The 18,740-nt window shown below is 63.8% G+C and carries 15 protein-coding genes; 9 read left to right on the top strand and 6 right to left on the bottom strand.

Going from position 1 to position 18,740, the window contains the following annotated elements; genetic code table 11:
• Nucleotides 1-264: 264 nt before the first annotated feature.
• Complete coding sequence (locus X741_RS1000000170880) at nt 265-606, top strand: hypothetical protein (RefSeq protein WP_013897228.1); 342 nt, start codon at nt 265-267, stop codon at nt 604-606.
• 111 nt (nt 607-717) lie between these two features.
• Here X741_RS1000000170880 and ggt read toward each other — a convergent pair whose 3' ends face one another.
• The 3 genes from ggt to X741_RS151805 form a co-directional block, all read right to left on the bottom strand.
• Nucleotides 718-2,454, bottom strand: coding sequence for a gamma-glutamyltransferase (ggt, locus tag X741_RS151795; RefSeq protein ID WP_023778110.1), 1,737 nt, complete (start codon nt 2,452-2,454; stop codon nt 718-720).
• A gap of 264 nt (nt 2,455-2,718) precedes the next feature.
• Nucleotides 2,719-4,011 carry an L-rhamnose catabolism isomerase gene (gene rhaI, locus X741_RS151800; protein ID WP_023778109.1) on the bottom strand — a complete coding sequence of 431 codons (1,293 nt, stop codon included), beginning with the start codon at nt 4,009-4,011 and terminating at the stop codon, nt 2,719-2,721.
• A gap of 93 nt (nt 4,012-4,104) precedes the next feature.
• A complete protein-coding gene (locus tag X741_RS151805; protein ID WP_023778108.1) occupies nt 4,105-6,207 on the bottom strand; it encodes a bifunctional rhamnulose-1-phosphate aldolase/short-chain dehydrogenase in 2,103 nt (700 codons plus the stop codon).
• A gap of 184 nt (nt 6,208-6,391) precedes the next feature.
• Here X741_RS151805 and X741_RS151810 point away from each other — a divergent pair, with 184 nt between their 5' ends.
• The 7 genes from X741_RS151810 (at nt 6,392) to X741_RS151840 (ending at nt 13,576) form a co-directional block, all read left to right on the top strand.
• Nucleotides 6,392-7,195 carry a DeoR/GlpR family DNA-binding transcription regulator gene (locus tag X741_RS151810; RefSeq protein ID WP_023778107.1) on the top strand — a complete coding sequence of 268 codons (804 nt, stop codon included), beginning with the start codon at nt 6,392-6,394 and terminating at the stop codon, nt 7,193-7,195.
• A 55-nt stretch (nt 7,196-7,250) separates the two neighbouring features.
• Nucleotides 7,251-8,246 (top strand): rhamnose ABC transporter substrate-binding protein, encoded by a 996-nt coding sequence (gene rhaS, locus X741_RS151815; protein WP_023769316.1) that lies wholly within the window; start codon nt 7,251-7,253, stop codon nt 8,244-8,246.
• Nucleotides 8,247-8,363: 117 nt separating this feature from the next.
• The gene (locus X741_RS151820; RefSeq protein ID WP_023778106.1) at nt 8,364-9,920 is read left to right on the top strand and encodes a sugar ABC transporter ATP-binding protein; all 1,557 of its coding nucleotides are present in this window, start codon (nt 8,364-8,366) and stop codon (nt 9,918-9,920) included.
• Nucleotides 9,917-10,894 (top strand): ABC transporter permease, encoded by a 978-nt coding sequence (locus tag X741_RS151825; RefSeq protein ID WP_023778105.1) that lies wholly within the window; start codon nt 9,917-9,919, stop codon nt 10,892-10,894. Before X741_RS151820 ends, X741_RS151825 begins: the two co-directional genes overlap by 4 nt.
• Nucleotides 10,891-11,886: an ABC transporter permease gene (locus X741_RS151830; RefSeq protein WP_023778104.1), complete on the top strand. Its 996-nt coding sequence runs from the start codon at nt 10,891-10,893 to the stop codon at nt 11,884-11,886. Before X741_RS151825 ends, X741_RS151830 begins: the two co-directional genes overlap by 4 nt.
• Nucleotides 11,886-12,203, top strand: coding sequence for an L-rhamnose mutarotase (gene rhaM / locus X741_RS151835; protein ID WP_023778103.1), 318 nt, complete (start codon nt 11,886-11,888; stop codon nt 12,201-12,203). Before X741_RS151830 ends, rhaM begins: the two co-directional genes overlap by 1 nt.
• A complete protein-coding gene (locus tag X741_RS151840) occupies nt 12,200-13,576 on the top strand; it encodes an FGGY-family carbohydrate kinase (RefSeq protein ID WP_023778102.1) in 1,377 nt (458 codons plus the stop codon). Before rhaM ends, X741_RS151840 begins: the two co-directional genes overlap by 4 nt.
• 77 nt (nt 13,577-13,653) lie before the next feature.
• Here the strand turns inward: X741_RS151840 and X741_RS01000000166580 are convergent, their stop codons facing one another.
• From X741_RS01000000166580 to galE, 3 genes are all read right to left on the bottom strand, one after another.
• The gene (locus X741_RS01000000166580; protein WP_245272708.1) at nt 13,654-15,402 is read right to left on the bottom strand and encodes an alanine racemase; all 1,749 of its coding nucleotides are present in this window, start codon (nt 15,400-15,402) and stop codon (nt 13,654-13,656) included.
• 2 nt (nt 15,403-15,404) lie between these two features.
• A complete protein-coding gene (locus tag X741_RS151845; RefSeq protein ID WP_023778101.1) occupies nt 15,405-16,655 on the bottom strand; it encodes a D-amino acid dehydrogenase in 1,251 nt (416 codons plus the stop codon).
• A gap of 97 nt (nt 16,656-16,752) precedes the next feature.
• Nucleotides 16,753-17,748: a UDP-glucose 4-epimerase GalE gene (gene galE / locus X741_RS151850; RefSeq protein ID WP_023778100.1), complete on the bottom strand. Its 996-nt coding sequence runs from the start codon at nt 17,746-17,748 to the stop codon at nt 16,753-16,755.
• A 278-nt stretch (nt 17,749-18,026) separates the two neighbouring features.
• Here galE and hemA point away from each other — a divergent pair.
• The coding region (hemA, locus tag X741_RS151855; protein WP_023778099.1) for a 5-aminolevulinate synthase at nt 18,027-18,740 on the top strand (714 nt) is incomplete at its 3' end.

The following is an 18,740-nucleotide window of genomic DNA, read 5'->3' as shown; positions in this document are numbered from 1 at the left end:
AAGATGCTCAGGAGGCCACCATTCCGGCGACAGACCCGGCGCTGCGACTCGCGGCCGCAGTCGCGAAGAGCGGAAAACGAATTCGTCCCTGGCATTGCCCAACGCGGGCGCTAATTGCCAGATCGTCAAGTCATGTGCCCGAAAAGACAGTGACGAGCGCCGCTGGAACGTGTTGAAGATGGCATTCAGCACCTAGGGGGACATACGATCGGGTTGCGCTCGGCAAGTGTTGATGGTTTGTTGCCGGTCAGCGGAGAACGAGTGATGCGAGAATCCTTAGGTCAAGACGAGTATGGGTCGGCCAACCCTTTCGATCCGGACGACCTGCCAAATCTGAACGCGATCGGGCCGGGGATCGGTAACAACGATTTCGAGAAATACGCGGTCGCCGTGATCATCGTGTTCGGCGCCCTGATCATTGGCGGGCTGATGGCCGCATCGATGACCTTCGGCCACCGCAACGGCTTCCTCTTCGCGCTGGGCGGCGCCACATCGGCGTGGATCTCCGGAAACGCACTTCTGCTCGACCGGCCGCGCATCTACGCGCTGTTCGTCGCCATCGCCGCCCTGATGCTGATCGCATCGACCATCACGCTGGTGACCTGACGACGATTAATTGACGGCGGTTACTTGACGGCCCGGGCCGGGCCGCAAACCAGAGCGCAATCCCGAAATGCGAACCCGGTTTCGTCCCGGACGGGACAGGCCGCGGGCCTGTCAATATCCCAGCGCCTCGCCTGACACGGCACGGCTGTCGATGGCGCCATTATAGCGCGCGCCTCCGCCCTTCTCGATTTCCGCCAGGCTCTTGCCGCCAACGAGAATGCCGGCGGCCTGGCCCCAGGTCTTGTCGCTCAGATCGAGGTGATAGCCCATGCCGGCCAGCAACCTTTCGGTGTCGGGCGACAGGCCGAATGGCTCGATGTAAACCGTGTCGGGCAGCCACTGGTGGTGGATGCGCGGCGCGTCGATCGCCTCCTGGATGTTCATCCCGTGGTCGATGACGTTGACGATCGCTTCCAGCGTGATGGTGATGATGCGCGAGCCGCCCGGGCTGCCGATGACCATGAACGGCTTGCCGTCCCTGGCGACGATGGTCGGGCTCATCGATGACAGCGGCGTCTTCTTCGGCTGGATCGCATTGGCCTCGCCCTGGACCAGCCCATAAAGGTTGGGCACGCCGGGCTTCTGGGTGAAATCGTCCATCTCGTTGTTGAGCAGGATGCCGGTGTCGTCGGCGACGACGCCGGCGCCGAACGAGCCGTTCAGCGTGTAGGTCACCGCGACCGCATTGCCGTCATTGTCGATGATGGAGTAGTGGGTCGTCTCCTTCGACTCGCCAAAGCCCTTCGGCATCAGGTCCTGCGAGACCCCGGCCCGGAACGGATCGATCTTGTCGCGGATGTCCTTGGCGTAAGCCTTGTCGAGAAGCTTGGAGACCGGGTTGTCGACGAAATCGGGATCGCCAAGTGCCGAATTGCGGTCGACATAGGCGTGGCGCATGGCCTCGACCATGACATGAACCGTCTCCGCCGAGCCCGCGCCGAGATAGGACAGCGGATAGCCCTCCAGCACGTTGAGTATCTCGCAGATGATGACACCGCCCGAGCTTGGCGGCGGCGAGGATGTGATCTCATAGCCGCGATAGCTGCACGTCACCGGTTTGAGTTCGCGCACCGCATATTGCTCGAAATCTGGTTTGGCCAGGATGCCGCCCTTGGCGCCGCTTGCCTTGACGATGGCGTCGGCGATCGCGCCTTTGTAGAAAGCATCAGGACCTTTGTCGGAAATCGCCGAGAGCGAGGCGGCAAGATCAGGCTGGACCAGCCGCTCGCCGATGCCATAGGGCTTGCCATCGGGCTTCAGGAAAATGGCGGCCGCGGCGGGATCCTTGGCCAGCCGCTCCGCATTGCCGGCAAGGGACGCGGCATCGCCCTGGTTGAGGACGAAGCCGTCCTTGGCATAGGTGATCGCCGGCGCCATAAGGTCTTGCCGGGACAGCGTCCCATATCTTTCACGCGCCATCTCGAAGCCGGCCACCGAGCCCGGCACGCCGACGGCGAGGTAGCCATCCAGGCTCGCGCCCTTCACCGGCTTGCCGTCCTTGTCGAGATACATGGTCTTGGTCGCCGCCAGCGGCGCGCGCTCGCGGAAATCGAGGAAGGTCGATTTGCCGTCCTTGAAGCGGATGGTCATGAACCCGCCGCCGCCGATATTGCCGGCGTTCGGGTAGACGACGGCGAGCGCATAGCCGACCGCGACCGCCGCATCGACGGCATTGCCGCCCTTCTTCAACACCTCGACGCCGACTTCGGATGCCAGGTGCTGGGCCGTCACCACCATGCCGTGTTCGCCCTTGGCCGGCGCCGGCGAGGCAGCGAAAGCCGCCACCGACTGAAGGGTAAGCATCAACGATAGACTGGCGGCGATCAGCGTTCTGCGGGTGAGCGGCATGGCGTGCCTCCGGGAGCGTGAGGGGTGCGCCTAGAAGACCCTCTTGGGGTGGGTTAGTCCAGCCAATAATAACGGGTGGCGATCCTTCACCCCCCTCTGTCCTGCCGGACATCTCCCCCCGCCAATCTCCGACGTTGCAGGAAGAGCCCCGCCGATGAAGCGACCAATCTCCCCCCTTGCGGGGGAGATGCCCGGCAGGGCAGAGGGGGGTGCTCAAGTGCTGTCCTCGCCCCTGTCGGATCGACTGAAACGTCGAACTATGGGCTACACTATCCCGCCGCTCCCGCCAGCGACCGCCGGACGCTCTCCCGCGACCTTGGCTCGGTAGCCCGCGGCACGGTAGGCGGCGACGGGATCGATGGCGCCGCCGGTCTTCAGCCGCGCCATGGCGAGGATCGGCTCGACGTCGGTGCGGTAGGCCGCTTTCAGCGTCTGCGTCGCCATCAGCGCGTCATTGGCCTCCTGGAAGCCTTCGAGCGCCTTGCGGTCGACCAGCAGCGCCTGCGCATAGGCGCGCTGCACCTCGACCGCCGACAGCATCAAGCTTTCGATCGGATCGGTGACGTTGTGGCTCTGGTCGAGCATATGGGCGGGGTCGAAACCTTCGGCGCCGGAGATCTCGGCATCGACCAGTTCGTTGAAGACCAGGAACAGCCGGTAGGGGTCGATCGAACCGGCATCGAGATCGTCGTCGCCATATTTGGAATCGTTGAAGTGGAAGCCGCCGAGTTTCCGGAACTGGATCAGCCGCGACACGATCATCTCGATGTTGACGTTGGGCGCGTGGTGGCCAAGGTCGACTAGGCAGAAGGCCTTGTCGCCCAGCTCCCTGGCGATGATGTAGTTGGTGCCCCAGTCCTGCACGACGGTGGAATAGAAGGCCGGCTCGTACATCTTGTGTTCGCTGAACAGCTTCCAGTCCGCCGGCAGCCCGGCATAGATTTGCTTCATGGCGTCGAGATAGCGCTCGAACGCTTTGGCGAAATTCACCTGGCCCGGGAAGTTCGAGCCGTCGCCGATCCACACCGTCAGCGCCTTGGAGCCCAGCGTCCTGCCGATCTCGATGCATTCGAGATTGTGCTCGACCGCTTGCCGGCGCGTTCCGGCGTCGGCGTGCGACAGCGAGCCGAATTTGTAGGACAGCTTCTGGTCCCTGGCGTCCGAGAAGGTGTTGGAATTCATGGCGTCGAAGCCGAGACCGAAGCGCGAGGCCGCCTGCTTCAGCCGGTTGGGATCGGCCTTGTCCCACGGAATGTGCAAGGAGACGGTCGGCGTCGCCTGTGTCAATTGCTGGATGACGGCGCAATCCTCGATCTTGTCGAAGATGTCGCGCGGTTCGCCGGCACCGGGAAAACGGGCAAAGCGCGTGCCGCCAGTGCCGACACCCCAGGAAGGGATGGCCACGGCGAATTTCTCGACCTTGTCGCGGATGGCGTCGATGGCGATGCCGCGACGGTCGAGGCGTTCGCCGAGCGAGGCGTAGTCACGCTCGAGGTTGGCTTTGCGCGCGGCGTTGTCCTTTTCGACGATTTCGGTGGAGATGATGGTTTCGGACAACTGCTATTCCTCCCAAAATGCGTTCCGTCAGCGCTACCGCTCATCCGGCCCTTCGGGCCACCTTCTCCCCGTGAACGGGAGAAGGAAGAAGGCCTAGCGCGTGAAGCTCTGCGCGTTGCCGGCGTCGACGTTGACGATGTTGCCGGTCGACTTGGCCGACATGTCGGAAGCGAAGAAGTAGATCGCTTCCGCGATGTCTTCGGGAAACACCGAACGCTTCAGCATCGAGCGCGAGCGGTAGTGCTCTTCCAGATCGTCGGTCGACATCTTGTAGGCGGCGGCGCGCTGTTCCTTCCACTCGCCGGTCCAGATCTTCGAGCCGCGCAGGACGGCGTCCGGGTTGACGACGTTGACCCTGATCTGGGCTTCCGCGCCTTCCAGCGCGAGACACCTGGCGAGATGGATCTCGGCCGCCTTGGCGGTGCAATAGGCGGCGGCGTTGGGCGATGCGGCAAGGCCGTTCTTGGAGGCGACGAAGACGACGTTGCCGCCGATCTTCTGCACCCTGAACAGCCGGAATGCCTCCCGCGAGACCAGGAAATAGCCAGTCGACAGGATGTCCATGTTCTTGTTCCACAACGCCAGTGTCGTCTCCTCGATCGGCGCCGAGGAGGCGAGACCCGCGTTGGACACAAGAATGTCGATGCCGCCGAACTCGACCGCCGTCTCGGCGAAGCCCGCGACGACCTGGTCCTCCGAGGTGACGTTGATCACCACTGGCCGGACGAAATCCTTGCCGTAGGCGTTCGCCAGTTCCTCATTGGCGCTGGCGAGCGCGGCCTCGTCGATGTCGGCCAGCACCACGCAGGCGCCTTCGCGCAGCAGGCGGTTGGCCGTTGCCCGGCCAATGCCGCCGGCGCCGCCGGTGACCAGCGCGATCTGCCCGGCGAGCGACTTCGGTCTGGGCATGCGCTGCAGCTTCAGATCCTCGAGCAGCCAGTATTCGATGTCGAAGGCTTCCTGCGCGGGCAGGCCGACATAGGAGGAGACGGTCGACGCGCCGCGCATGACATTGATGGCGTTGACGTAGAATTCGCCCGAGATGCGCGCGGTGGCCTTGTCGCCGGCGAAGGTGAACATGCCGACGCCGGGCATCAGGTAGACGACGGCGTTGGGATCGCGGATGGCGGGCGAATCCGGATGCTTGCAGCTGTCGTAATAGGCCTGGTAGCCGACGCGATAAGTGGCAATGTCGTCGGCGAGGCGGGCGATGACGGCGTCGACATCGGGCTTGGCCGGATCGAACTCGATGACCAGCGGGCGGATCTTGGTGCGCAGGAAGTGGTCCGGGCACGAGGTGCCAAGTGCGGCCAGCGAGCGCAAATCCCTGGAGTTGACGAATTCGAGCACGGCGGGTTGGTCGTCGAAATGGCCGAGCTTGTGGCTCTTCTCCGAGATCAGGCCGCGGATTTTCGGCATCAGTTTCGCCGCGATGGCGCGGCGTGCGGCGGCGTCGAGCGACTTCACCGCTTCGCCGCCGAATATGGCGAGGCCCTCGGAGCGGCGCTCGAACCACTCGATCGCCTGATTGATCACCGAGATCGTCGTTTCGTAGCATTCCTTGGGTGTGTCGCCCCAGGTGAACAGGCCGTGGCTTTCCAGAATCACGCCTTTGGCCTCGGGGTGTTCAACGCAGAATTTCTCCAGCCACAGGCCGAGTTCGAAGCCCGGCCGCTTCCATGGCAACCAGCCGATGGCGTCGCCGAATATCTCTTTCGTCAGCGCCTTGGAATCCTTCGCGGCGGCAATGGCGATGATGGCATCGGGATGCATGTGGTCGACAAAAGGCTTCGGCACATAGGCGTGAAGCGGCGTGTCGATCGAGGCCGCGCGCGGATTGAGATTGAACGTGCAGTGCGGCAGGAAGCCGACCATCTCATCTTCATGCTCGACGCCGCGATAAAGGCTTTTGAGCGCGCGCAACTTGTCCATGTAGAGCGTGGCGAAGCCATCGAGCTTGATCGAGGCGCTGTCGCCGCCGGAGCCCTTGACCCAGAGCACCTCGACGGTCTCGCCGCTGAGCGGATCCTTCTGCCAGATCTTGGAGGAGGTGTTGCCGCCGCCATAGTTGGTGACGCGCTTGTCGGAGCCGAGCGTGTTCGAGCGATAGACCAGAAGCTCGGGATCGCTCATCCCCTTGGCTTTCGCATCATCCCACAGATTGGCCAGGCGCGAGCCGGAGCGCTTGTCGAGCATAGGTATCCTCCCTGGGACGCAAAAGGGTGCAGTCCATTTTGCCGGGAATGTCTACGCAAGCCGGCCGATTGTCAATCATAAACGATCAAGATCGATCATATTGCACTGCACAATGAAATTATATGATCGGAAATGATTGACACTGCTCGTTTTGAGTGCCTAGATGGCCAGGCAGGGAGGAACCATGCACGAAAAAGAGCGCCACAGGATCATTCTGTCCGCCGTCCAGGAAAAGCCTGTGGTGACGGTGCAGGAGATGGTCGACCTGACGGAGGTCTCCGAGGCGACGATCCGGCGTGATATCGCGGCACTACATGTCCAGAAGCGGCTGCGGCGAGTGCGCGGCGGCGCCGAGGCAATCTCGCCGCCACAGTTCATCGGGCTCGCCGGCCGGCCCTTTTCCGTCAACGAAACGATCAACGCTTCGCAGAAGCGGGCGATTGCGCGTGAAGCGGTCGAATTGTGCGGGGATGGCGAGCCGATCATCATCAATGGCGGCACCACGACGTTCCAGATGGTGCATTTCCTGACCGGCCGGCGCATGCCGATCTTCACCAATTCGTTCCCGATCGCCGAGCATCTGCTCAAGCATTCCAAGAACACGGTGATGCTGTCCGGCGGCACGATATACCGCGAGCAGAACATCATCCTGTCGCCCTTCGACAATGACGTGACGCGCAATTTCTACGCGCGCCGCATGTTCATGGGCGCTCAAGGGTTGGGGCCGCTCGGCCTGATGGAAGGCGATCCGCTGTTGATCCAGGCGGAGCAGAAGCTGATCGACCAGGCCGACGAGCTGGTGGTGCTGGTCGACTCCTCGAAATTCCGCAAGCGCTCCAGCCTGATCCTGTGCGGCCTGTCGCGCATCGCCACGGTCATCACCGATGACGGCATCGAGGATCGCGAAGCCAAGATGTTGGAGACCGCGGGGGTGACGCTGATCGTCGCCCGCAAATCGGCAAAGGAAGAATCTTCGCTGCAGGCCTGAGGCCAACTCACGTCCGCAGCGGCGATGGAATGCAACGCTCAAGGGAGGATATTCGATGAGCTTTCTGAAGAAATTGATGGTTACGGCGGCGTTTTCCGCCGCCATGTTCGTGAATGCCGCCTACGCAGAAAACGTCAAGATCGCGCTGGTGGTGAAGTCGCTCGGCAACGGCTTCTTCGATGCCGCCAACAAGGGCGCCGAAGAGGCGGCCAAGGAACTCGGCGATGTCGACATCATCTACACCGGCCCGACCAAGGCGACCGCCGAAGCGCAGATCGAAGTGGTCAATTCGCTGATCGCGCAGAAGGTCAACGCCATCGCGATTTCGGCCAATGACGCCGACGCGCTGGTGCCGGTGCTGAAGAAGGCCATGGAGCGCGGCATCACCGTCATCTCCTGGGATTCGGGCGTCGCCAAGGAAGGCCGCCAGCTTCACCTCAACCCGTCCGACACCGGCCTGATCGGTGAGACCATCATCAAGCTTGCCGCCGACTATCTGCCTGAGGGCGGCGACGTCGCCATCCTGTCGGCCTCCTCGACCGCGACCAACCAGAACGCCTGGATCGACGCGGCCAAGAAAATCCTGCCGGAGAAGTTCCCCAAGATCAAACTCGTCGCCACCGTCTATGGCGATGACGATTCGGCCAAGAGCACCGACGAGGCCAAGGGCCTGTTGAAGTCCTATCCGAACCTCAAGGCGATCATCGCGCCGACCACCGTCGGCGTCGTCGCCGCCGCCCAGGTCGTCACCGACGCGAACCTGATCGGCAAGGTCAATGTCACCGGCCTCGCGCTGCCGTCCGAGTTCAAGAAGTTCATCGACAACGGCGCCAGCCAGGCGGTGGCTCTCTGGAACCCGATCGACCTCGGCTACTCCGCCGTCTACCTCGCCCATGACCTGGCGGTGAAGAAGGAAGAGGCCAAGCCCGGTGCGACGCTGTCGATCGGCCGCGTCGGCAAGGTCACGCTCGACGACTCGAACTCGGCTGCGATGGCTCCGCCCTTCCAGTTCGACAAGTCCAACATCGAGAAGTTCTCCAAGATCTATTGATCTCGGACGCTCGCACCACCCTCCCCCTTGTGGGGAGGGTCGGCGAGCCGGCTTCGCGAAGCGATGCAGGCGAGACGGGGTGGGGGTGGCGACATCTCCATGCACCAGGACCTTGATATGCTAGTAGACCCCCACCCCGCTCAAATTGTTCGCGACCCTCCCCACAAGGAGGAGGGTAAGGCAGCCCCACGCCTCACGCTGTCCGGCATCTCCAAGAGCTTTCCCGGCGTGCGGGCGCTGCACAATGTCAGCCTGTCGCTCTATCCTGGCCAGGTGACAGCGCTCATCGGCGAGAATGGCGCCGGAAAGTCGACGCTGGTCAAGATCATGACCGGCATCTACCAGCCCGACGCGGGCACGATCAGCATAGATGGCCAGCCGGTCACCTTGCCCAGCGCGCATGCGGCCTTCGGCCATGGCGTCACCGCCATCCATCAGGAAACGGTGCTGTTCGACGATCTGAGCGTTGCCGAAAACATCTTTCTCGGCCACGCGCCGCGCACGCGATTTGGCACCATCGACTGGCGTACGATGCGCAAGAATGCGCGCGAAGTGCTCGATACCATGCACGCCGGCCATATCGACGCCGATGCAAGATTGAAGGATCTCGGCATCGCCAACAAGCATCTGGTCGCCGTGGCGCGGGCCATGTCGATCGACGCGCAGATCGTCATCATGGACGAGCCGACCGCCGCGCTTTCGATGAAGGAGATCGAGGAGCTGTTTTTGCTCATCGAGTTTCTCAAGGGGCAAGGCAAGGCGATCCTGTTCATCAGCCACAAGTTCGACGAGATTTATCGGATCGCCGATCGCTACACGGTGTTCCGCGACGGCGAGATGGTCGGTGAAGGCCTGATCAGGGATGCCGCCCAGAGCCAGATCGTGCGCATGATGGTCGGCCGCTCGGTCGATCACATCTTTCCGCAGCGCAAGGCCGAGATCGGCGCGCCGGTGCTCTCCGTCTCCGGGCTTTCGCATCCAACCGAATTCAACGACATCGGCTTCGAACTGCACAAGGGCGAGATTCTCGGCTTCTATGGCCTTGTCGGCGCCGGGCGCAGCGAGGTGATGCAGGCGATTTCAGGCATCACCCGCATTTCGGGCGGCACCATCACGCTGGACGGCAAGGCGATCGCGCCGAAATCCGCGGCGGATTCGATCGAGGCCGGCATCGTCTATGTGCCGGAGGAGCGCGGCAAGCAAGGCGTGGTGATCGGCCTGCCGATCTTCCAGAACGTCTCGCTGCCTTCACTCAAGCGCACCTCCAAATCCGGCCTGCTGCGGCTGGCGGAAGAGTTTTCGCTCGCCCGCTCCTACACGGAGCGGCTCGACCTCCGGGCCTCCTCGCTCAGCCAGGATGTCGGCACGCTGTCGGGCGGCAACCAGCAGAAGATCGTCATCGCCAAATGGCTGGCGACCGCGCCCAAGGTGATCATCCTCGACGAGCCGACCAAAGGCATCGACATCGGCTCCAAGGCCGCGGTGCACGGCTTCATGGCCGAGCTGGTGGCGCAAGGCCTGTCGGTGATCATGGTATCGTCGGAGCTTCCCGAAATCCTCGGCATGTCCGACCGCGTCGTCGTCATGCGCGAAGGGCTGGTCGCGGCGGTCTACGACAACAAGGAACTGGACGCCGAGACGCTGGTCCGGACGGCAGCGGGGATCGCGGCATGAAGGCTTTGTTGAAATACCGCGAAATCTGGCTGGCCGCGGCGATCATCGTTTTGATCGGGCTGATCTCGACGCGCTTCCCGGCCTTTGCCGATCCCGGCAATCTGCGCCAGGTGTTCAACGACACCTCGATCCTGATGATCCTGGCGCTCGGCCAGATGGTGGTCATCCTGACCCGGTCGATCGACCTGTCGATGGCGTCGAACCTCTGCTTCACCGGCATGGTGGTGGCGATGCTCAACGCCGCGCATCCGGCGATCCCGATCCCACTGCTGATCGTCATCGCGCTGGCCGTCGGGCTGGTGCTTGGCGCCATCAACGGTCTGCTGGTGTGGCGGCTGAACATCCCCTCGATCGTGGTGACCCTGGGCACGCTGACCATCTATCGCGGCGCCACGTTCGTCCTGTCCGGCGGCGCCTGGGTCAATGCCGACAAGATGAGCCCCGAATTCATCGGCTTCCAGCGTGCGGCCTTCCTCGGTATACCGGTGCTGTCCTGGATCGCCATCGCGGTCATCGCGCTGTTCTTCGTTATGATGACACGCACCGCGCTCGGCCGCTCGATGTACGCCATTGGCGTCAACCCGACGGCGTCGGTCTATGCCGGCATCGATGTCGGCCGCACGAAATTCATCGTCTTCTGCATCTCCGGCATGGTCGGCGGGCTATCCGGTTACCTCTGGATCTCACGCTATGTGATCGCCTCGGTCGAGGTCGCCAACGGCTATGAGCTCAACATCATCGCCGCCTGCGTCATCGGCGGCATTTCGATCGCCGGCGGCATCGGCTCGGTCGGCGGTGCGGTGCTCGGCGCGTTGTTCCTCGGCATCATCTCCAACGCTCTGCCGGTCATCAACATCTCGCCCTTCTGGCAGATGGCGATCTCGGGCAGCGCCATCATCCTGGCTGTCGTGCTCAACGCGCGCGGCGAACGCCAGCAGGGCCGCATCATCCTGAGAAAAGCGGAGGCGGCATGACCGACATCCCTGCCCCGCGCCACATTCCCGACCGGCTCGACAAGCCGCTGCGTTCGGCGATCTTTTCATGGGAGGCGCTGCTGATCGTGGTGGCGGTCGCCATCTTCGCCATCAACAGCTTCGCCTCGCCCTACTTCCTCGACCCCTATTCGCTGTCGGACCTGACCTTCAACTTCACCGAGAAGGGCCTGATCGCCTTTGCCATGGCGCTGCTGATCATTTCAGGCGAGATCGACCTGTCGGTGGCCGCCATCATCGCGCTGGCCTCGACCATGATGGGCATGGCGGTGCAGGCCGGTGCAGGCACGCCGGTGCTGGTGCTGATCGGCATCGTCGTCGGGCTCGGCTGCGGCGCCTTCAACGGGCTGCTGGTGACAAGGCTCGGCCTGCCCTCGATCGTCGTCACCATCGGCACGATGAGCCTGTTTCGCGGCATCGCCTTCATCATCCTCGGCGACCAGGCCTACAAGGGCTATCCCGAGAGTTTTGCTTTCTTCGGCCAGGGCTATGTCTGGTGGGTGGTGTCGTTCGAACTGGTGCTCTTCCTCATCGCCGCCGTAATCTACTGGTTCCTGCTGCATCGCACGAGCTTCGGCCGCCGCGTCTTTGCGATCGGCAACAACCCGGTCGCGGCGCAGTTTTCCGGCGTGCGCGTCGGCCGCATCAAATTCACCCTGTTCTGCCTGACCGGACTGATGGCGGGCATCGCCTCGGTGCTGATCACTTCGCGGCTCGGCTCGACAAGGCCATCGATCGCGCAGGGCTACGAGCTCGAAGTCATCACCATGGTGGTTCTGGGCGGCGTCAGCATCCTGGGCGGCGCCGGCAGCATCCTGGGCGTCGTGCTCGCCGCCTTCATCATGGGACTGGTGACCTTCGGGCTCGGCCTGCTCAACGTGCCCGGCATCGTCATGTCGATCTTCATCGGCCTGCTGCTGATCATCGTCATCGCACTGCCGATCGTCTGGCGGCGGCTGCGCGGGGGACGCTGATGGCTGAGAAATACGCGTTCAAGATGAAGCTCAGGCCCGGCATGAAGGCCGAGTACCAGAAGCGCCACAACGAAATCTGGCCGTCGCTGGTCGCGCTGTTGAAGCAGGCCGGCGTCTCCGACTATTCGATTCACCTTGATGAGGAGACCAACATCCTGTTCGGCGTGCTGTGGCGGCGTGACGACCACGGCATGGCCGATTTGCCTGGGCATCCGGTGATGCAGCGCTGGTGGGCTGATATGGCCGACCTCATGGAGACCAAGCCGGACAACGAACCGGTGGCGGTGCCACTGGAAACCGTGTTCCATATGGCATGAGTGCGATGCGCCACATCGCCGTCATCGACATCGGCAAGACCAACGCCAAGGTGGCGCTGGTCGATCTCGCAACGCTGAGCGAGGTGGCACTGCGCCGCATGGCGAATGGCCCGGTGCGCGAGGCGCCCTATCCGCATCACGATGTCGAAGCGCTGTGGGCGTTCATCCTCGATAGCCTGGCAAGCCTCAACCGCGAACAGCGCATCGACGCCATCTCCATCACCACCCATGGCGCGACCGGCGTGCTGGTCGATGCCGCGGGCGAACTGGTGCTGCCTGTGCTCGACTATGAGTTCGACGGCCCCGACAGGCTGGCGGCGGATTATGACGCTGTCCGCCCGCCGTTCGCCGAGACCGGCACGCCGCGCCTGCCGCTCGGCCTCAATCTCGGCGCGCAATTCTTCTGGCAGCAGAAAGGCTTCCCGGCCGAATTCGCAAAAGCCGCCGCCATGCTGATGTATCCGCAATACTGGGCCTTGCGGCTGACCGGCGTCGCCGCCAACGAGGTGACCTCGCTCGGCTGCCACACCGATCTGTGGAGCCCGTGGAAATCGGATTTTTCGTCGCTGGTCGATAGCATGGGTTGGCGCGGGTTGATGGCGCCGATGCGGCCGGCCAGGGACCGTCTCGGCCCGATCCTGCCCGCTCTTGCGGCGCGAACCGGGCTCGATCCGCAAACGCCTGTTTTTTGCGGCCTGCACGATTCCAACGCATCGCTGCTGCCGCACCTTCTATCCGACGCGCCACCGTTTTCGGTTGTCTCGACCGGCACCTGGGTGGTGTCGATGGCGGTCGGCGGCAAACAGGTCACGCTCGACCCGGCGCGCGACACGCTGGTCAATGTCAACGCGCTCGGCGATCCGGTTCCCTCGGCCCGCTTCATGGGCGGGCGCGAATTTTCGTTGCTGACGGAAGGCCAGCCGGAAAACTGGACCGAGAAAGATGTCGACGCCATGCTGGCGCGAAGGACGTTGCTGCTGCCGTCGACCCAGCAAGGGTCGGGGCCGTTCCCACATCGGGCCGCGACCTGGCTTGCTGCCGACGACATGAACAGCGGCCAGCGCTTCGCCGCCATCTCGTTCTATCTGGCGCTGATGACGGCGACCTGCCTCGACCTGATCGGCGCCGACGGCCCGACCACTGTCGAGGGGCCCTTCGCCCGCAACCGGCTGTTTGTCGGCATGCTGGCGGCGGTCACGGGGCGCACCGTCATTGCCTCGGAGGCCGCCACCGGCACCAGCATCGGCGCGGCGTTGCTGGCAACGAAACAGGTGACAGCGCACGGCAAAGGCGAGCGAGTTGAACCGCCGACCAGCGCGGCCTGGGCCGGCTATGTCAATGCCTGGCGCGCGGCGGTCGAAGCGCGGGGATGATTATAGGATCCGCTTGCCGAAGGCCGACATGACGAAGTTGACCAGGTCGGCACCGATCCTGGGCTCCAGGCCTGCCGTCAGGCCTGAAACGTCCATGGACAGCAACTTGCCGGAGAGCGCGATTGCCTCATCGCCTGGTGCGTCTCGCGCACGGTCAATCCGCCGGAACCGGCCGCCCAGCCGGCAAACTCGGTCACCGTGGGCGAATAGCTGACATGAAAACCTTGCGTTCCCGAGGTGGCGATGCGGATCGCCTCGTGCATCAGGTCGCGCATGCCCATGGCATCGATGTCGGTCATGGTGAAGGCCGAGACGCGCGAATCCTTCAGCACCCGCGCCTCGGCCGGATCGGCATGGCGCAGGCCAATGATGACGACATTTTCCGGCGACAGCTGCGGCTGCATCGCACCCGCCTTGTGGTCGAGGCCGAGCGCACGCGCCAGCACCGAGCCCTCCGGCAGGTCGATCCCCTCTTCGTCCTCGGGCATCAAGGCAGCGACCGAGTCGATCCAGATGAGGCCAAAGGAATGCGTCGCGCGCGCCGTCGCGGTCAGCGCCTTGTGCGCAACGCGGCGGTCGGCGCCGGCGGCGAGCCGGATCAGCCCCGAGGGCGGCCGCTCGATGTCGGCGAGCTCGACGACGTCGAAACTGATCGCTTCCAGCCGCGCGCCAGTGCCTTCCCGGGCCAGGATGCCGGCGGCTTCCCGTTCCGCCGAGATCGACACCATCTTGCGGCCGGAAAAATCCTCGACGTCGTGCATCGGGGCCTTTTCGACATATTCCGAAGTCATCGCCAAAAGCATGGCGCCATAGCTCATGCGGAAGGCGACCCGGTCGCCGACGGTGGGGCGCGGATCGGCGTCCTGAACATCCAGCAGCAGATGATCGCTCGAAGCGCCGAGCACCCGTATTCCCTTGGCGATCGGCGTCAGGCCCTCGACCAGCACATCCTCGCGGCCGATATTGGCGATGGCGCGCAGCCTGTCGCCCTCATCGGGGAAAACAGGCTGGTTGCCGAAGGCGTCATAGCCGGACGATCCGATCGGCCGCGACGGCTTGAGCTTGACCTCGATGATGTCGCTGGTGAGCCGGCAGGCATCGGGCTCGAGTTCAGCCCATGGCACGTCGCGGAAGGTCTCGATGCCGCCCTGCAGGATCGCCTCGCCGACCCTGAGATTATTGATGCCAGCGGGCAGCTTGCCGTCAAGCAGCAGTTGCAGCGACGACGAGGCGCCGCCCGAGATCCAGTCGAGACTTTTGCCGGACAGGCGCTCGGTCTTGTAGGCATGGGAGACGAGCTGTCCGAGGTTTTCCGGCGTCGGCATGATGGCGCCGAAACAGCCGAGATTGGTGCCAATGCCGGCAATGCGCACGCCCTTGAATTGCAGGATCTGCTCCACCGTCGGGATAAGGTCGTTCGGCCAGATGCCTTCCCGTAGATCGCCGAGATCGATCATCAGCATGATCTCGTGGATACGGCCCATGCGCTCGGCGATGCGCGATATCTCGCGGATAGTGGCGAGTTCCGACTGCAGGCTGATGTCGACGGTGCGCACCACCTCCTCGACACGCGCCATCGGCGGGCTGCGCAAGAGCATGATCGGCGCGTTGATGCCGCTGTCGCGCAGCCGGCGGATATTTTCGAAGCGCGATTCAGCGATGCCGGCAACGCCGCCCCGCAGCATGGCGCGCGCCACTTGCGGCATGCCGCAGGTGCCCTTGGTGACGCCGAAAACCTTGATGTTGGACAGCGCGCAGCGGTCGACGATGGTGCGGGCGTTGCGCTCGATGCGGCCAAGGTCGATGGCGACTTGCGGTCCCGACATCTCTAGCCCCTGTAGACCAGCCCTTGCGGGTCGATCTCCGGCTTGCGGCCGGCGACAAGGTCGGCAAGGAATTTTCCCGAGCCGCAGGCCATGGTCCAGCCGACATGGCCGTGGCCGGTATCGAGGTAGAGGTTTTCATAGCGCGCCTGGCCGATCACCGGCACGGAGTTCGGCATCATTGGCCTGAGGCCTGCCCAGAGTTCGGCCTTCTTCTCGTCGAAGGCGCCGGGGAACAGATCCTTGCCGGTCCTGAACATGGTGGCGAAGTCGCTGGGTTTGTGGGTGCGGTCGAAGCCGGTGAACTCGGCGGTCGAAGCCAATCGCAACCGATTGCCAAGGCGCGAATACGCCATCAGCTGATCCTCGTCGGCGCCGCCCATGGTCGGCCCCTTGCTCTCGTCTTCCAGGGGAATGGTCGCGGTATAGCCCTTCACCGGGTAGACCGGCAGGTCTATGCCGTAACGGCGGCCGAGCAGGCCGCTCTCCGGTCCTATAGAAATGACCACTGCATCGCCGGCAATCGGTCCGGCCGAGGTCATCACCGCGCGCACCCTGTCGCCCTCGATGTCCAGCCCCTCGACCGCGGTGCCGTAGAGAAATCTCACGCCAAGCTTCTCGGCGGCATGAGCGGCGAGCTTTTCGACGAATTGGCGGGAATCGCCCGTCTGGTCGATCGGCGAATAGACGCCGCCGGCGATCTTTTCCTTCACGCCGGCAAGACCCGGTTCAAGCTCCACCAGTCGGTCGCGGCCGACGATCTCGATCGGCAGGCCATGCTCGGCGAGATAGCGGTAATTGTCGGTGCCGGTGTCGAGACTGTGCTGCGAGCGGAAGAAATAGAGGATGCCCTTCTTGCGCTCGTCGTAGCCGATGCCCGTTTCGGCGGAGATGGCGTTGATGCAATCCCTGGAATAGAGCGCCAGGCGCAGCTTGACCTGGCTGTTGGCGCGCAGGCGCGCCACAGTGCATTGGCGCAGGAAACGCAGGCTCCAGGCGAGGAAATAGGGATCGAAGCGCAACCGCACCTTGATGCCGAGATCGTGGTTGTAGAGCGCGCGCAGGAACGTCTTCAATGCCGCCGGCGAGGCCCAGGCGGTGGCATCCCCCGGCGACACCAGGCCGGCATTCGACTGGCTGGTGCCGCGCGCCGGCGCCGCGTGGCGCTCGATCACGGTGACCTCGTGGCCATCGCCGGCCAGGTAATAGGCCGCCGCCGTACCGACAACGCCGGCTCCGAGCACCGTTATCTTCATGCCATCCCCCAAGCTCGACACGGCGCAGCGCGTCCGCGCCCTCCGCGAATGCTTCCATAGCGCTTCGCCGGGTGGCTTGCGAGCCCTTGGGGCTGACTCAGCCGCGCGAGGAGTTCTTGCCGGTCAGGATGCGTTCCCAGGCGAGCGCGTCGGCGACGATCTGGTCGAGATCGTCGCGCTGCGGTGTCCAGCCGAGTTCAGCCCGGGCGAGGTCCGAATTGGCAACCACTGCCGCGGCGTCACCGGGGCGGCGGTCGCCCGTCTTCACCTCGAAATCATGGCCGAAGGCACGGCGCACGCTGTCGATGACCTCGAGCACCGAATAGCCATGGCTGTAGCCGCAATTGGCGACGAGGCTCTTGCCCCCGGCGCGCAGCCGCTGCAGGGCCAGGCGATGCGCCGCCGCCAGGTCGCTGACATGGATGTAGTCGCGCATGCAGGTGCCGTCCGGTGTCGGATAATCGGTGCCGAACACCTGCATGAATGGCCGTTTGCCGAGCGCGGTCTCGCAGGCGACCTTGATAAGATGGGTGGCGCCGGGCGTCGACTGGCCGGTGCGGCCCTTGGGATCGGCGCCGGCGACGTTGAAGTAGCGCAGCGCGGTATAGCGGATGTCGTGCGCGAGGCTGGCATCGCGCAGCATCCATTCGCTCATCAGCTTGGACAGGCCATAGGGCGATTCCGGCGCCAGGCGGGCATCCTCTCGCACCGGCTCCAATCCGGCGCCGCCATAGACGGCGGCGGTCGAGGAAAAGATGAAATTGGGCACGCCCTCGCGAACCGCGGTTTCGATCAGCGTGCGGGTCTTCGAGGTGTTGTTCTCGTAGTAGGCGAGCGGGTCGGCAACCGATTCCGGGACGACGATGGAGCCGGCGAAATGGATAATGGCGTCGACGTTGTTGTCCCTGATGATCGACCCGACCAATTCCTTGTCCGCGACATCGCCGACGACCAGCTTTGCCTCCGGCGCCACCGCCCATTCGAAGCCGGCGGACAGACGGTCGAGAACGACCACGCTGTCGCCGGCATCCAGCAATTCCCAGACCATATGGCTGCCGATATAGCCGGCGCCGCCTGTCACCAAAACCGCCATCCCAAGTCCTCGCTTACCCAAGATTTATCGGAAACTGTCTCAACAACCGCCTTACTGGAAAGCCTGGCGGATGGCCATTAGTACCCTAGGTAACCGGCGTTCACTTGATGTGGCATAGAGCTGAAACAAAAGTGATCCAAAGGGGTACCGTGGAGGGGAATAGGCCACGATCCGGGATCGTTAGGAACAGGTGCGGGGCGTGGCATTTTGACCAAAGCGGCCCGGTGGACGGCCAAAAGGGCAATGACTATGATCCCGCGCAAAATTGGGAAGCCGACATGAACTACCAGCGGTTCTTCGAAGAAGCGATCGACCAGCTCCATGCCGAGCGGCGTTATCGCGTCTTCGCCNCGGGCAAGTTTCCGCGCGCCATATGGCGGTCCAACGGCCGCGCCGAGGAAATCACCGTCTGGTGCTCCAACGACTATCTCGGCATGGGCCAGCATCCCGACGTCATCGCCGCGTTCCAGGACGCGGCCGGCAAGATGGGCTCGGGCGCCGGCGGCACCCGCAACATTTCCGGCACCTCGAACCCGCTGGTCGAGCTCGAGCACGAGCTTGCCGACCTGCACGGCAAGGAGGCAGGCCTGGTCTTCACCTCCGGCTTCGTCTCCAACGAAGCGTCGATCTCGACCATCGCCCGGCTTTTGCCCAACTGCCTGATCATTTCGGACGAGTTGAACCACGCCTCGATGATCGAGGGCGTGCGGCGTTCGGGCGCCGAAAAGAAGATCTTCCGCCACAATGACGTCGCGCATCTGGAAAGCCTGCTGCAGGCGGCGGGCCGCGAACGCGCCAAGCTGATCGTCTTCGAAAGCGTCTATTCGATGGATGGCGATATCGCGCCGATCAGAGAGATCGTCGAACTGGCCGAGCGCCACAATGCCATGACCTATATCGACGAGGTCCATGCGGTCGGCATGTACGGGCCGCGCGGCGGCGGCATCATCTATGTGTCGCATCGCATGGCCGAGATCCGTCGGCTCGCGGAC

This window comes from Mesorhizobium sp. LNHC221B00, assembly GCF_000502935.1.
GTDB classification, from domain to species: Bacteria; Pseudomonadota; Alphaproteobacteria; order Rhizobiales; family Rhizobiaceae; genus Mesorhizobium; species Mesorhizobium opportunistum.
Note: the sequence above shows the minus strand (reverse complement) of the source record. Positions and strands in the feature narration are given on the sequence as shown.